This window comes from Escherichia sp. E4930, assembly GCF_005845405.1.
Taxonomy (GTDB): domain Bacteria; phylum Pseudomonadota; class Gammaproteobacteria; order Enterobacterales; family Enterobacteriaceae; genus Escherichia.
In genome coordinates this window covers 565,769-579,589 of record NZ_VCDZ01000003.1, presented here as the reverse complement: position 1 = coordinate 579,589, position 13,821 = coordinate 565,769, and the positions used below count along the sequence as shown (strand labels likewise).

The window sequence follows — 13,821 nt, the reverse complement described above, 5'->3', positions numbered from 1 at the left end:
TCTCCTCTTAATCAGGCGGCTGCACCCGCCGTTTTCTCGTACTTACTTATAGTGATCTCGACCTTCCCTTCCGGGATAACCGGTCCCCACTCCACCAGCATTCTTTTCACCTGACTGTCGTCTTCCCACACACCCGCGTGGGTCAGAGCGTCAAACAGCGCCTTGTTATAGTTGTCCAGATCGCGGATCCGGTTATCCGGAGGAAACAACACGATCTCCACTGAAGCAGGTGCCGACGTTGGTTTTGGCAGACGACGTAACTGCTCAACTATTGCTGCACACGCCGCGCTCTGGAATTTGCGCCCCGCCGCGCTTATCAGGCTCTTACCTGCAAACGCCCCTTTGTTGGGGTGTCGCCAGTACGTGTTCACGCTGGGCGGGAAAGGCAGGATCAGCTTCATACTTTCAGGCCCCTCTCATGTAACCAGTGGGCTGCACGCAGCCTGGCGTTTTCCTCACCGACAAGCAGTGAGCGGATAATCCCGACCGCCTCGCTGTCGTCGTCCTTCACCGCGGTATGAAGCGTGATGCCCCGGGCCACGCCACGCTTTATCGTGATGACGCCTTTTTTCTCCAGTGCGCGAAGATGTTCTACCGCTGCATTCACTGAACGGTATCCCAGCATGGTTGCCACCTCCTGATTGGTTGGCGGGAAGCCACGTTCTTTCTGATAAGAAATCAGCATATCCAGCACCTGCTGCTGGCATTGAGTTAACGTCGTCATGCCACCATCTCCCTGACCAGTTTTTCTGCCTGCTGGCGAACCTGCGCCAGAAAGGCCTCACCACATGCCTCAAGTTCATCGCGCCCGATGTAGCTGATTGCCGGTCCCTTCCAGGTCTTGTCGAAAACAGCAATAGCACCAGCGAAGAAAGCTCCTGTCGGCACCTGCTTCTCATCCTTCGGGATAAACCAGGCTGGCAGTTCAAAACCAATACGCCCGCGAATAAAAGCAATATGGTCTGCATCTTCCGGCCACCAAACTTCGCTGGTGGCAGCTTTGATCAGGAAAACATAGCGCCCGCCTTTATCACGCATAGCACTGGCATGTTTCATGATGTAACGCATGCCGGTGATGTATTGCCCCTCATGCTGACTGGCGCGGCTGTACGGGGGATTACCAAAGGCAGCACCTTTAAGCTCCGCAAGACGTTCAGACCAGTCATGCGCCAGCGCGTTGTCTTCCGCAGTGTAATAAGCGGCACATTTGGCGTTATCACCATCAGTGAACAGATCCAGAACAAACGGGCCAAACAGGGTGTTAATTCCCCAGAAAATGTTGTCCGGCGTGCGCCACTGATCGCCCACTTCCTTCAGTTCATGGGCTGGTTTGTTCCGCAGCTCCACCAGCGCCTGGCAATATTTATTACTCATTAAGCCCCCACGTAATTCCCTGACAGATACCACTCTTCACCCGATGCAGCGCGCTTGCTGCTTTTCCGTAAGCACCACTCTCGATGCGCCAGAAAATTGTTTCGTTCTGGCTGGGAGTGGCTTTCACGGAATGCCTCCATCCACACCGTTGCAGCTCGACGGAATAAGCCCCTGGACTCCAGTTCTTCAGCCTGGCGGGTCAGGCACAAAATCACCCGGGGGTCGTTAGTGCCGACATAGAAATTGCGCACAGGTCTGGTTTCACGAACTGGTTGTGGTTCCGGCTCCTGCGCTCTCTCAGTCAGGCGCGGGAAATGTCTGCGTGTATCCCCTTCACAACGGTGAGCCACACGCCCACTCTGACGTAACTTGCTTGCTGACTGCAGAACGCGCTGCCGTGAGTAACCAGCAAAAGCATCCGCAATGTCTCCGGAAGTACACCCCGGATGGGCTTCAATGAATTTCTGAACGTCATTTAACAGACTCATGATCACCCCCTGAATCCTGCTGGGATCTGGCTGTAGTCCACGTTGTCGTAACTGGCTTTGAAGTACGGGTCTTCACGTTTTTCGGTGTACGTGCTGACGGACGGCGATAAGCGCAGGGAAAGCTCATCCCATTTTTCCCGCAACTTCGACGGGCTGAGCACGTTACGGCACCAGAACGGATCGCGGCTGACGCGGCTGTACATCTCGCAGATTTGTTTGTGAGTACGACCATCCTGCACACACATCAGGCGAATTTCGTTTGCCCAGGCTGTCCAGTTCGGTTCTTTGGGACGAACCACCTCGCCGTCACATTCGGCGGCCTGCTCGTACAGGGCGATGATTTTTTTCCAGAGCCACTGTGCGCAGGTCAAATCATCCTGCGTTCCCCACTGGCGCTTTTTAGGGCTGAATACAACCGCATCAGGATGGCGAGTTAAAAACTCCTGTTCAGCCGTCTGCGTGTCCGGTTGCGAAGCGTCCGGACGAGAAGTTTTTTTATCTGACGGATCATGTTTTGATTTTACTGACGGATCCCCGCCAGATTCTGACGGGTGAAAACCCGCTTTTTTGCCAGATTTCGACGCATCAAATTTTGACGGGTCAGATTTTGATGCGTCAGATTTTGACGGGTCAGAATCTGACAGTTGAGAAAATGCCGCTGCCTGAAGCTTCGCAACGTTAAGCTGATAAACATTCGACGCATTGCGGTTACCCTGCCGACGCGCCTTACGCGTTAACCAGCCTTCTGCTTCCAGCCGTGCGATAGCCGTTCTGACGGTACTCATTCCCGCGCCAATCTGGCGGGCAATGGTTTCAATTGATGGCCAGCACACACCTTCGTCATTACTGAAATCAGCCAGGCGGGCCATAATTGCCACGCTGGATAATTTCATGCCTGATGCAGCGCAACCATCCCATACATAGCCGGTTAATTTAGTGCTCATGACCGACCTCTATTTCCCTGAATTTACGACGAAACTGTTCGAGCGGGCTGAAGCACTCATGCTCATAGCCTTCGCGGAGGTAGATAACACGTTGTGTTTCCGGCTCCCAACGAATGACTCTGACGGGCACTCCGTAGTGATCTTTGAACCAGCGGTTAACTTGTCGCAAAGGACTGTCTCCTTCTGCCGGTTGAAATCACCCACAGCCCACTCTGCAAAGCTGTGGGTTACAATTTCCCTGTCACCTGGTACATTTACTGCATAGCAATACTCCACCTTCGCTTTTCCACCCGGTACAGGAAGCGCAATCAGTTGCGAGCGACGGTAGTGTGTTGTTAAACTGTTCATGCGTTAGTTTCTCCACAGTCACGACACGCCACGGCGCCCGGAGCTGCACACTCGCGGGCGTCACTACTTTCTGAAACGCAAAAGATTTTGTAGACCAGAGCTGCATGCTCCTGCAGCTTCGAAATTGAGAGGTACAGCTCATCGTTAATTGCTGTCTTCTCATGCGGTTCCACTACACCGTCTTCAATTGCTGAACGAATCTGTTTTGAATAACTGCCGATCTGTTCAATGACTTCCAGCAGGCGTTGGTTGATATCGGCGTTGTCCACATCCTCGACATCAGGAAGAGACACAAAGACGCCATTTGCAGACTGCGCCACAGCGTCAGCAATGAAGTGAGTTCCACCAGCACGTTGCAAAATCATTGCCCATCCCAGCGGGAAAATCTGATCGCCATCGGCACGAAGGCGGTTAAATAATGCGTGCTCTGTTACATCCAGCCAGTCAGCAGCTTCAGCGTACCCCCCCGGCAACGCTGCGATAGTTTTTCTGACAGCTTTCACGTACCACTCAGGCTGTTTTTCTACTTTCCAGTGATGCTTACCCACGGTTCACCTCCTGTTCCTGTGGTTTAAACCCATTCTGGTTTTGGCTAGATTGAAAACGTGCCGGATAAAGAATCTGCATTTCGCTGACTTCACCCTTAAAAAAATTGGCTAAACGTTCTGCAAGCTCGATAGATGGAATCTGCTCCAGCCTCTCAATACGACTCAACGTCGCTGGATTGACTTGAACACCTGCAGCAACATGCTGCAAAGTGAAACCATGCGCCTTACGCACATTTCGTAATGGTGATTGCATACGCCCTCCAAATATTGCGCGTTATGCATGTTATTTCACGCAATTATTTTGCGCAAGTTGATTTGCTTATCACGCAATAAAGAAATGTAATAAACGCATGAACATAGGAAACCGAGTCAGACAACTTCGCCAAGCGAAGAACATGAAAATCGCCGATCTCGCTGAAGCAATAGGAGTAGATGCGGCGAACATCTCGCGCTTAGAAACGGGTAAGCAAAAACAATTTACCGAACAAACACTGAGTAATATTGCCAAGAGCTTAGGTGTTGATATTGCTGATCTCTTTACCTCTGCCCACAAAAGTAATACTGTATATAAAAACAGTAATGATGAGGATGTTGCGCAGGTGAAGGATGTGTTCCGTATTGAAATGCTGGATATCAGTGCCAGTGCGGGAAATGGCCTTATCCAGGGCGGTGATGTCATTGATGTGATTCATGCCATCGAATACAGAACTGATAATGCTGTATCAATGTTCGGCGGACGACCAGCCAATCACATCAAAGTTATCAACGTTCGTGGGGACAGTATGTGTCCAACCATTGAGCCAGGAGATCTCATCTTCGTTGATGTCAGCATCAATCAGTTTGATGGTGATGGTATATATGTCTTTGGTTTTGATGACAAAATATACGTTAAAAGACTTCAAATGATTCCTGACAAACTGCTGGTGATTTCTGATAACCAGATTTACCGTGAATGGGGAATTACTAGCGAAAACGAACACCGATTCATGGTCTTTGGAAAGGTCTTAATCAGTCAGTCGCAAACCCTTAAGAGACATAATTAACCTCAATATCCTTCCATCGGCCACCGAAAGGTGGCTTTTTATTACCTATCAATTTGCATATCACGCAAATACCACTTGCATATATCGCAATTTAATTTTATCTTTTGTTCCAGACCAACTACAGGATTACAACAAAATCTGGTTGCAACACGGTGCATGTGTCGTAAGCAGTCAGTAAATGTCAAAAACGAACAGGCAGGACGCCCACGAAGTAGCCGCCTGGGGCATATGAAGTCCAGGATGATTCGTTGAGTCATGTTGTGCCACTAGGCACTCATGTTAAAGCAGGTGTATGAAATGAAAGTCCAGATTTTAAACAATAACTGTGAAGTCGTTTGGTCATACGACATAGCCGCCCCTGTAGATCAGAGCGGCGATAGCTGGACCAATGGGAAACATCAGATTATGGCTGGAGTTGTGTTCTCTTTACGCCGTGCTTTGGAACAGGCTGAAGTATTTCCATCAGACCCTGAATGGAAATGGCCTTTTTCTATTTGTCCAAATTCGGAGAGCACATTTCAGAAAATTGGTCAGAAAGTCGCACTCGAAGAGCATCAGCCAACTGTTTCCTGATTTTTTCAGGTAACTCGTCGGCATCGCAGAAACAACAACGCTCGATCATGTTGAAAGCCGATTCGTAGAACTGTTTCTGCTGAGTGTCGCTGAGACAGGAAAAGAGCGACGTTACGATGATTTTATTAATTGCATTATCAAGTTCTTTTTCATCAAAAGTCATTTGATTTTCCTTTTATGTATACGGGCTTAAAAGGATACCACCGAGCCTGAAGTGGTGAAAAGACAGGCACATAACAGCTAAGTATTTTCAACCAAAGAGAATCCTTAGCGTTGTGGTGAATGCGGCTCAGCGCACGCGGGTTAAGGTTGAGGCTGACAGTCGACCTTCTGTGGATACCCACCCGCCTGGTGTGCAACCTTCGCCAGGCACCGGGAGGCACCCGGCACCACAACTTTATGCTGTGTGTAGTCCTGGCGGTACCAGCTTGTACCCTTGCTTCCGGCTGGTACCGTCCTTTTTACAAAACAGAGAAGAGCATCACCGGACGACGGGCTCATAACCCAATCCATCCGGGCGGCTGCCACCGCAGGTGTTCTTCTCTGTTTTGTGGAGAAACTAATCGGCCTTGCAGGGTCGATATGATGAGGAGCAGCAAAATGGCTAGCGAACGCAGTACTGATGTGCAGGCATTTATCGGGGAGCTGGACGGCGGCGTATTTGAAACCAAAATCGGCGCAGTTCTCAGTGAAGTCGCTTCCGGTGTGATGAACACGAAAACCAAAGGTAAGGTCTCACTCAACCTGGAAATCGAACCATTTGATGAGAACCGTGTGAAAATCAAACACAAACTCTCATATGTTCGCCCGACTAACCGCGGGAAAATTTCCGAAGAAGACACCACCGAAACGCCGATGTATGTCAATCGCGGTGGTCGCCTGACTATTCTGCAGGAAGACCAGGGACAGTTACTGACTCTTGCCGGTGAACCTGACGGAAAACTCCGCGCAGCAGGTCGTTAATATCGTTTTTAATTAACTGATTATTTATCTCATCACTGAATATCTTTATATAGTGAGGACTTATTATGTCTCAGAACTTAGACGCAACCGCAATTAATCAAATCCATGCCCTTATTTCTGCTCAGGGTGTTAATGAAATTATCAGTAAGATTGGTGCCGATGCTGTGGCATTGCCTGAGAATTTCCGCATTCATGATCTGGAAAAATTTAATTTAAATCGCTTCCGTTTCCGTGGTGCGCTTTCCACTGCCAGCATCGATGACTTTACCCGTTATTCTAAAGATCTTGCAGATGAAGGCACCCGCTGCTTTATCGATGCTGATAATATGCGTGCCGTCAGTGTGCTTAACCTGGGTACTATTGATGAACCAGGTCACGCAGATAACACCGCCACACTCAAACTGAAAAAGACAGCACCGTTCTCTGCTCTGTTGTCTGTTAACGGCGAGCGTAACTCCCAGAAGTCACTGGCAGAATGGATTGAAGACTGGGCCGACTATCTTGTGGGCTTTGATGCTAATGGTGACGCTATTCAGGCAACAAAAGCGGCTGCGGCTGTCCGTAAAATCACGATTGAAGCAAACCAGACCGCTGATTTTGAAGATAATGACTTCAGCGGCAAACGCTCCCTGATGGAGTCTGTCGAAGCGAAGACCAAAGACATTATGCCAGTGGCATTTGAATTTAAATGCGTTCCGTTTGAAGGTCTGAAAGAACGTCCGTTTAAATTACGCCTTAGTATTATCACTGGCGATCGTCCTGTACTGGTTCTGCGCATTATTCAGCTGGAGGCGGTGCAGGAAGAAATGGCTAACGAATTTCGTGATCTGCTTGTTGAGAAATTCAAGGACAGCAAAGTAGAAACCTTTATTGGTACTTTCACCGCCTGATTTCATTACTGCAAATGCCCCTGCGGGGGCATTTATGGAAACGTAATTTACTCAATAATCGCCGGATGGTGAGGGATTCTTTTTACCAGAATTCAGCGCGGTGCAGCGCATATACGTGGAGAACAAAATGTCATTTATTAAAACTTTTTCCGGGAAGCATTTTTATTATGACAGGATAAATAAAGACGACATCGATATTAACGATATCGCGGTTTCCCTTTCAAATATCTGTCGCTTTGCCGGTCATCTTTCGCACTTCTACAGCGTCGCCCAACATGCGGTTCTTTGCAGCCAGCTGGTGCCGCAGGAATTTGCTTTTGAAGCGTTAATGCATGATGCAACAGAAGCGTATTGCCAGGACATTCCCGCACCACTGAAACGCCTTCTTCCTGACTATAAACAAATGGAAGAAAAAATAGACGCCGTAATCCGTGAGAAATACGGGTTACCCCCAGTTATGAGTACGCCCGTGAAATATGCCGATCTCATCATGCTGGCAACCGAACGCCGCGATCTCGGGCTTGATGATGGCTCTTTCTGGCCTGTACTGGAAGGTATCCCGGCAACAGAGATGTTCAACGTGATTCCACTGGCACCGGGCCATGCCTACGGGATGTTTATGGAACGCTTTAACGAGTTATCGGAGTTACGCAAATGCGCATGAATGTTTTCGAAATGGAAGGGTTTCTTCGTGGGAGATGTGTACCGCGAGATCTGAAAGTAAATGAAACAGATGCTGAATACCTGGTGCGTAAATTCGATGCGCTTGAAGCTAAATGTGCAGCACAGGAAAACAAAGTAATACCAGTGTCAACTGAACTGCCACCAGCAAATGAAAGTGTTTTGTTATTCGATGCTAACGGAGAAGGCTGGCTAATTGGCTGGCGTTCTCTCTGGTACACCTGGGGACAAAAAGAAACCGGAGAATGGCAGTGGACATTTCAGGTCGGGGACCTTGAAAACGTCAATATCACTCACTGGGCAGTAATGCCAAAAGCACCGGAGGCTGGAGCATAATGACCACTTTTACCGACAAAGAACTGATTAAAGAAATTAAAGAGCGTATCAGCAGCCTTGACGTGCGAGACGATATTGAGCGCCGTGCTTATGAAATCGCACTCCTATCTCTGGAAGTAGAACCAGATGAACGCGAAGCTTATGAATTATTCATGGAAAAGCGTTTCGGTGACTTAGTAGATCGTCGGAGAGCAAAAAACGGCGATAACGAATACATGGCATGGGATATGACTCTCGGTTGGATCGTCTGGCAGCAACGAGCTGGTATCCATTTTTCAACAATGTCACAGCAAGAGGTGAAATAATGGAGCCATACAGCCTCACACTCGATGAGGCCTGTCATTTTCTCAAGATATCCAGACCGACTGCCATTAACTGGATACGCACAGGGCGTCTTCAGGCAACACGCAAAGATCCCACTAAGAATAAATCTCCTTACCTCACAACACGACAAGCCTGCATTGCGGCTCTTCAGTCTCCGCTGCATACTGTCCAGGTGAGCGCGGGTGATGGCATAACAGAGGAAAGAAAATGTCACTCTTCCGCAGAGGTGAAATATGGTACGCCAGTTTCACATTGCCGAACGGTAAAAGATTTAAACAGTCTCTTGGAACAAAGGACAAAAGGCAGGCGACAGAACTCCATGACAAGCTAAAGGCTGAAGCATGGCGGGTCAGCAAACTTGGTGAAATACCTGATATAACGTTCGAGGAAGCGTGTGTCAGGTGGCTTGAAGAGAAAGCACATAAAAAATCACTGGACGATGACAAAAGCCGGATCGGATTCTGGCTTCAACATTTCGCAGGAATGCAACTAAGAGACATTACTGAATCAAAAATTTATTCAGCAATGCAGAAAATGACGAACCGGCGTCATGAGGAAAACTGGAAACTCAGGGCAGAAGCATGCAGAAAAAAAGGGAAACCTGTTCCAGAATACACGCCAAAACCAGCGTCCGTTGCAACGAAGGCTACGCATCTTTCATTTATAAAGGCCCTACTAAGAGCCGCAGAGCGTGAATGGAAAATGCTGGATAAGGCACCAATTATTAAAGTGCCTCAACCAAAGAATAAACGGATCCGCTGGCTGGAGCCCCATGAAGCACAAAGGCTGATTGATGAATGTCCGGAGCCATTAAAGTCTGTTGTTGAATTTGCACTGGCAACAGGCTTAAGACGCTCGAACATCATCAACCTTGAATGGCAACAAATAGATATGCAGCGCCGGGTGGCATGGATAAACCCGGAAGAGAGTAAATCAAACCGCGCAATTGGCGTTGCGCTGAATGATACTGCATGTCGCGTATTGAAAAAACAAATCGGGAATCATCACCGTTGGGTATTTGTGTACAAGGAAAGCTGTACCAAACCAGACGGAACGAAAGCGCCAACAGTAAGGAAGATGCGGTATGACGCAAACACAGCCTGGAAAGCGGCGCTGAGACGGGCTGGTATTGATGATTTCAGATTTCACGACTTGAGACACACCTGGGCAAGTTGGCTGGTTCAAGCCGGAGTCCCATTGTCAGTGTTACAGGAAATGGGAGGCTGGGAGTCTATCGAAATGGTTCGTCGATATGCTCACCTTGCACCTAATCACCTTACCGAACACGCACGGCAAATAGACTCGATCCTGAACCCATCGGTCCCAAATTTGTCCCAGTCAAAAAATAAGGAAGGTACTAATGATGTGTAACTTATTGATTTTAATGGTGCCGATAATAGGAGTCGAACCTACGACCTTCGCATTACGAATGCGCTGCTCTACCAACTGAGCTATATCGGCCCTGAAAGGACATGTTCACGAACGTGAATCACGGTGGACAAGGTTAAAACTAACCGGGCGATGCGTCAATGGCCTTGTGAATCAAATGGCTACTTTTGCATCACCCGTTTTTATTTACGCACGAATGGTGTAATCACCAATGCCGATCCACTTGTAAGTGGTCAGTGCTTCCAGCCCCATTGGGCCACGCGCGTGAAGTTTTTGTGTGCTTACCGCGACTTCCGCCCCCAGACCAAACTGGCCGCCGTCGGTAAAACGCGTAGAGGCGTTAACGTAAACAGCGGACGAATCCACTTCGTTGACAAAACGCTGGGCGTTGCGCATATCGCGGGTCAGGATCGCATCGGAGTGTTGTGTGCCGTGTTCACGAATATGGGCGATGGCATCGTCAAGATCGCTGACGATTTTGACGTTCAAATCTAATGACAGAAATTCATCGTCATACTCTTCGGCTTTAACTGCCACCACCTTCGCGGGACCTGCCTGCAACTGCGCCAGCGCGGCAGCATCTGCGTGTAATGTCACGCCGCTTTCCGCCATTTGTTTGCTTAATTCGGGCAGGAAGCTTTCAGCGATGCTTTTATTCACCAGCAACGTTTCTACCGTATTACATGTGCTCGGACGCTGGGTTTTCGCGTTGACGATCACTTTCAATGCTTCAGCGATCTCTGCACTTTCATCAACGTAAATATGGCAGACGCCAATGCCACCAGTGATCACCGGAATCGTCGACTGTTCGCGGCACAGCTTGTGCAGGCCAGCGCCACCGCGCGGGATTAGCATGTCGATGTATTTATCCATACGCAGCATTTCACTGACCAGTGCGCGATCCGGATTATCAATCGCCTGCACGGCACCCGCCGGTAAGCCACAGGATTTCAGGGCGTCCTGAATCACCGCCACCGTTGCCGCGTTAGTGCGACAGGTTTCTTTACCGCCACGTAGAATCACTGCGTTACCGGTTTTCAGGCACAGTGAAGCAACATCAACCGTCACGTTCGGGCGCGCTTCATAAATCACGCCAATCACCCCCAGCGGCACGCGACGACGCTCCAGACGCAGGCCGCTGTCCAGCACGCCGCCATCAATCACCTGCCCCACCGGATCGGCGAGGTTACACACCTGGCGCACATCATCGGCAATGCCTTTCAGCCGTGCGGGCGTCAGTGCCAGACGGTCAAGCATCGCTTCGCTAAGGCCATTAGCACGCGCGTCAGCAACATCCTGCGCGTTAGCGTTGAGAATGCTTTCGCTTTGTGCTTCCAGTGCATCGGCAATCTTCTCCAGCACACGATTTTTTTCGCGGCTGGAGAGTTGCGCTAATTTATACGAGGCTTGCTTCGCGGCAATGCCCATTTGTTCCAGCATCGGCCAGCTCCTTAACGGGTAATCATGTCATCACGGTGAACGGCAACCGGGCCGTATTCATATCCCAGTATTGCATCAATTTCTTGCGAGTGGTGTCCGGCAATACGGCGTAATGCATCGCTGTTGTAACGACTGACGCCGTGGGCAATATCACGACCTTTGAGGTTACAAATGCGGATGACTTCACCACGCGAGAAATTGCCAGTCACGCTTTTAATGCCTTTCGGCAACAGGGAGCTGCCGCGTTCCAGAATGGCGGCAGTTGCCCCTTCATCTACCGTGATTTCACCCGCAGGCGGCGCACCGAAAATCCAGCGTTTACGGTTTTCAAGCGGAGTCGCCTGGGCATGGAACAGCGTACCGACGGAAATGCCTTCCATCACATCACCAATGACGCCCGGCTTGCTGCCCGCGGCAATAATGGTGTCGATGCCCGCACGGCAAGCCACGTCCGCGGCCTGCAATTTAGTGCTCATGCCGCCGGTTCCAAGACCTGAAACGCTGTCACCGGCGATCGCGCGCAGTGCGTCATCAATGCCGTACACATCTTTAATCAGTTCTGCCTGCGGATTGCTGCGCGGGTCAGCGGTATACAAACCTTTTTGATCGGTCAGCAGCAACAGTTTATCGGCACCCGCCAGAATCGCCGCCAGCGCAGAAAGGTTATCGTTATCACCGACCTTAATCTCTGCCGTAGCGACAGCATCGTTCTCATTAATTACCGGAACGATATTGTTATCGAGCAACGCACGCAGGGTATCGCGGGCGTTCAGGAAGCGTTCACGATCTTCCATATCAGCACGGGTCAGCAACATCTGCCCGACATGAATGCCGTAAATTGAAAACAGCTGTTCCCACAGTTGAATCAGTCGACTCTGCCCTACCGCCGCCAGCAGCTGTTTTGAAGCGATAGTCGCTGGCAGTTCCGGGTAACCCAGGTGCTCACGTCCGGCGGCAATCGCGCCCGACGTCACAATAACAATCCGATGCCCGGCGGCATGTAACTGCGCGCACTGGCGAACAAGTTCAACGATATGGGCACGGTTCAGGCGGCGCGATCCGCCTGTTAGCACACTGGTGCCGAGTTTTACCACCAGCGTCTGGCTGTCACTCATGATTCTCTGCCATTCAATTTTAGGAAAAAATGATATCAAACGAACGTTTTAGCAGGACTGTCGTCGGTTGCCAACCATCTGCGAGCAAAGCATGGCGTTTTGTTGCGCGGGATCAGCAAGCGTAACGGCAGTTGTTTACGCTTTTATTACAGATTTAATAAATTAGCACATTTTAAGAATATTATTAAGCTGTAATATATCTTTAACAATTTCACGTTAAAAACTTTCCTGTTTTCAACGGGACTCTCCCGAAGAATATTCGCGCGTTAATTAAAATCAGGAATGAAAATGAAAAAGAGCACTCTGGCATTAGTGGTGATGGGCATTGTGGCATCTGCATCCGTACAGGCCGCAGAAGTATATAACAAAGACGGTAATAAACTGGATATTTATGGCAAAGTTAAAGCCATGCATTATATGAGTGATAATGACAGTAAAGATGGCGACCAGAGTTATATCCGCTTTGGTTTTAAAGGTGAAACACAAATTAACGATCAACTGACTGGTTATGGTCGTTGGGAAGCAGAGTTTGCTGGTAATAAAGCAGAGAGCGATACCGCACAGCAAAAAACACGTCTCGCTTTTGCCGGATTGAAATATAAAGATTTAGGTTCTTTCGATTATGGTCGCAACCTGGGCGCGTTGTATGACGTGGAAGCCTGGACCGATATGTTCCCGGAATTTGGTGGCGACTCCTCGGCGCAGACCGATAACTTTATGACCAAACGCGCCAGCGGGCTGGCGACTTATCGTAACACCGACTTCTTCGGCGTTATCGATGGCTTGAATTTAACCTTGCAATATCAAGGGAAAAACGAAAATCGCGATGTGAAAAAGCAGAATGGCGATGGCTTCGGCACCTCGTTAACCTATGACTTCGGCGGCAGCGATTTCGCCATCAGTGGGGCCTATACCAACTCTGATCGCACCAACGAGCAAAACCAGCAAAGCCGTGGCACGGGCAAGCGCGCAGAAGCGTGGGCAACGGGCCTGAAATACGATGCTAATAATATTTACCTCGCAACCTTCTATTCTGAAACACGCAAAATGACGCCAATCTCTGGCGGCTTTGCCAATAAGACGCAGAACTTTGAAGCGGTCGCACAATATCAATTCGACTTTGGTCTGCGTCCGTCGTTGGGTTATGTCTTATCGAAAGGGAAAGATATTGAAGGAATCGGCGATGAAGATCTGGTCAATTACATCGATGTCGGTGCTACGTATTATTTCAACAAAAATATGTCAGCGTTTGTTGATTATAAAATCAATCAACTGGATAGTGATAATAAGCTGAATATCAACAATGATGATATTGTCGCGGTTGGGATGACGTATCAGTTTTAATGAATATTGCCGGATGCGGCG

The 13,821-nt window shown here is 49.2% G+C and carries 20 protein-coding genes, 1 tRNA gene and 1 pseudogene; 11 read left to right on the top strand and 11 right to left on the bottom strand.

All coding sequences use genetic code 11. The features are described from left to right. Window positions 1-11: 11 nt before the first annotated feature. From FFT88_RS06265 to FFT88_RS06230, 8 genes are all read right to left on the bottom strand, one after another. Window positions 12-401, bottom strand: coding sequence for a RusA family crossover junction endodeoxyribonuclease (locus FFT88_RS06265; protein WP_000767113.1), 390 nt, complete (start codon window positions 399-401; stop codon window positions 12-14). After that, window positions 398-724 (bottom strand): LexA family transcriptional regulator, encoded by a 327-nt coding sequence (locus tag FFT88_RS06260; RefSeq protein ID WP_000210173.1) that lies wholly within the window; start codon window positions 722-724, stop codon window positions 398-400. Before FFT88_RS06260 ends, FFT88_RS06265 begins: the two co-directional genes overlap by 4 nt. Then, window positions 721-1,374 carry a phage N-6-adenine-methyltransferase gene (locus FFT88_RS06255; RefSeq protein ID WP_000066918.1) on the bottom strand — a complete coding sequence of 218 codons (654 nt, stop codon included), beginning with the start codon at window positions 1,372-1,374 and terminating at the stop codon, window positions 721-723. The genes FFT88_RS06260 and FFT88_RS06255 overlap by 4 nt, the downstream gene beginning before the upstream one ends. Further along, window positions 1,374-1,868 (bottom strand): PerC family transcriptional regulator, encoded by a 495-nt coding sequence (locus FFT88_RS06250; protein ID WP_135404394.1) that lies wholly within the window; start codon window positions 1,866-1,868, stop codon window positions 1,374-1,376. The genes FFT88_RS06255 and FFT88_RS06250 overlap by 1 nt, the downstream gene beginning before the upstream one ends. Further along, the gene (locus FFT88_RS06245) at window positions 1,865-2,806 is read right to left on the bottom strand and encodes a helix-turn-helix domain-containing protein (RefSeq protein ID WP_000104967.1); all 942 of its coding nucleotides are present in this window, start codon (window positions 2,804-2,806) and stop codon (window positions 1,865-1,867) included. Before FFT88_RS06245 ends, FFT88_RS06250 begins: the two co-directional genes overlap by 4 nt. Then, complete coding sequence (locus FFT88_RS06240) at window positions 2,796-2,975, bottom strand: DUF4222 domain-containing protein (RefSeq protein ID WP_001250269.1); 180 nt, start codon at window positions 2,973-2,975, stop codon at window positions 2,796-2,798. The genes FFT88_RS06245 and FFT88_RS06240 overlap by 11 nt, the downstream gene beginning before the upstream one ends. Window positions 2,976-3,150: 175 nt before the next feature. Then, complete coding sequence (gene ymfL / locus FFT88_RS06235; RefSeq protein ID WP_000515843.1) at window positions 3,151-3,702, bottom strand: protein YmfL; 552 nt, start codon at window positions 3,700-3,702, stop codon at window positions 3,151-3,153. Then, entirely contained in the window at window positions 3,695-3,955 is a 261-nt protein-coding gene (locus tag FFT88_RS06230; protein ID WP_001191674.1) for a helix-turn-helix transcriptional regulator, read from the bottom strand. The genes ymfL and FFT88_RS06230 overlap by 8 nt, the downstream gene beginning before the upstream one ends. Window positions 3,956-4,052: 97 nt before the next feature. Here FFT88_RS06230 and FFT88_RS06220 point away from each other — a divergent pair, with 97 nt between their 5' ends. The 10 genes and pseudogenes from FFT88_RS06220 (at window position 4,053) to FFT88_RS06170 (ending at window position 9,883) form a co-directional block, all read left to right on the top strand. Then, a complete protein-coding gene (locus tag FFT88_RS06220; protein WP_032150191.1) occupies window positions 4,053-4,745 on the top strand; it encodes a S24 family peptidase in 693 nt (230 codons plus the stop codon). 297 nt (window positions 4,746-5,042) lie between these two features. Further along, window positions 5,043-5,318 carry a hypothetical protein gene (locus FFT88_RS06215; RefSeq protein ID WP_021563905.1) on the top strand — a complete coding sequence of 92 codons (276 nt, stop codon included), beginning with the start codon at window positions 5,043-5,045 and terminating at the stop codon, window positions 5,316-5,318. Between the two features lie 275 nt (window positions 5,319-5,593). Then, a pseudogene (locus FFT88_RS06205) lies at window positions 5,594-5,904 on the top strand (hypothetical protein). A 14-nt stretch (window positions 5,905-5,918) separates the two neighbouring features. Then, window positions 5,919-6,281, top strand: coding sequence for a protein YfdP (gene yfdP / locus FFT88_RS06200; RefSeq protein WP_000135682.1), 363 nt, complete (start codon window positions 5,919-5,921; stop codon window positions 6,279-6,281). 65 nt (window positions 6,282-6,346) lie between these two features. Beyond that, a complete protein-coding gene (locus FFT88_RS06195; protein WP_000081287.1) occupies window positions 6,347-7,171 on the top strand; it encodes a DUF2303 family protein in 825 nt (274 codons plus the stop codon). Between the two features lie 127 nt (window positions 7,172-7,298). Further along, entirely contained in the window at window positions 7,299-7,835 is a 537-nt protein-coding gene (yfdR, locus tag FFT88_RS06190) for a 5'-deoxynucleotidase (RefSeq protein WP_000008200.1), read from the top strand. Continuing rightward, window positions 7,826-8,188 carry a phage protein gene (locus tag FFT88_RS06185; RefSeq protein WP_001242749.1) on the top strand — a complete coding sequence of 121 codons (363 nt, stop codon included), beginning with the start codon at window positions 7,826-7,828 and terminating at the stop codon, window positions 8,186-8,188. Before yfdR ends, FFT88_RS06185 begins: the two co-directional genes overlap by 10 nt. Beyond that, the gene (gene yfdT, locus FFT88_RS06180) at window positions 8,188-8,493 is read left to right on the top strand and encodes a protein YfdT (RefSeq protein WP_000206732.1); all 306 of its coding nucleotides are present in this window, start codon (window positions 8,188-8,190) and stop codon (window positions 8,491-8,493) included. Before FFT88_RS06185 ends, yfdT begins: the two co-directional genes overlap by 1 nt. Further along, complete coding sequence (locus FFT88_RS25555; RefSeq protein ID WP_077873866.1) at window positions 8,409-8,843, top strand: helix-turn-helix domain-containing protein; 435 nt, start codon at window positions 8,409-8,411, stop codon at window positions 8,841-8,843. The genes yfdT and FFT88_RS25555 overlap by 85 nt, the downstream gene beginning before the upstream one ends. Then, window positions 8,765-9,883 carry a tyrosine-type recombinase/integrase gene (locus FFT88_RS06170; RefSeq protein WP_001132557.1) on the top strand — a complete coding sequence of 373 codons (1,119 nt, stop codon included), beginning with the start codon at window positions 8,765-8,767 and terminating at the stop codon, window positions 9,881-9,883. Before FFT88_RS25555 ends, FFT88_RS06170 begins: the two co-directional genes overlap by 79 nt. A 14-nt stretch (window positions 9,884-9,897) precedes the next feature. On the opposite strand, the gene FFT88_RS06165 is transcribed toward FFT88_RS06170, so the two are convergent. The 3 genes from FFT88_RS06165 to proB form a co-directional block, all read right to left on the bottom strand. After that, window positions 9,898-9,973, bottom strand: a tRNA-Thr gene (locus FFT88_RS06165). A gap of 114 nt (window positions 9,974-10,087) precedes the next feature. Continuing rightward, window positions 10,088-11,341 (bottom strand): glutamate-5-semialdehyde dehydrogenase, encoded by a 1,254-nt coding sequence (gene proA, locus FFT88_RS06160; RefSeq protein WP_135404393.1) that lies wholly within the window; start codon window positions 11,339-11,341, stop codon window positions 10,088-10,090. A gap of 11 nt (window positions 11,342-11,352) precedes the next feature. Beyond that, window positions 11,353-12,456 (bottom strand): glutamate 5-kinase, encoded by a 1,104-nt coding sequence (gene proB / locus FFT88_RS06155; RefSeq protein WP_135404392.1) that lies wholly within the window; start codon window positions 12,454-12,456, stop codon window positions 11,353-11,355. 288 nt (window positions 12,457-12,744) lie between these two features. Between proB and phoE the strand changes: the two genes are divergently transcribed. Continuing rightward, window positions 12,745-13,800 carry a phosphoporin PhoE gene (gene phoE / locus FFT88_RS06150; RefSeq protein ID WP_130218396.1) on the top strand — a complete coding sequence of 352 codons (1,056 nt, stop codon included), beginning with the start codon at window positions 12,745-12,747 and terminating at the stop codon, window positions 13,798-13,800. Window positions 13,801-13,821: the final 21 nt, after the last annotated feature.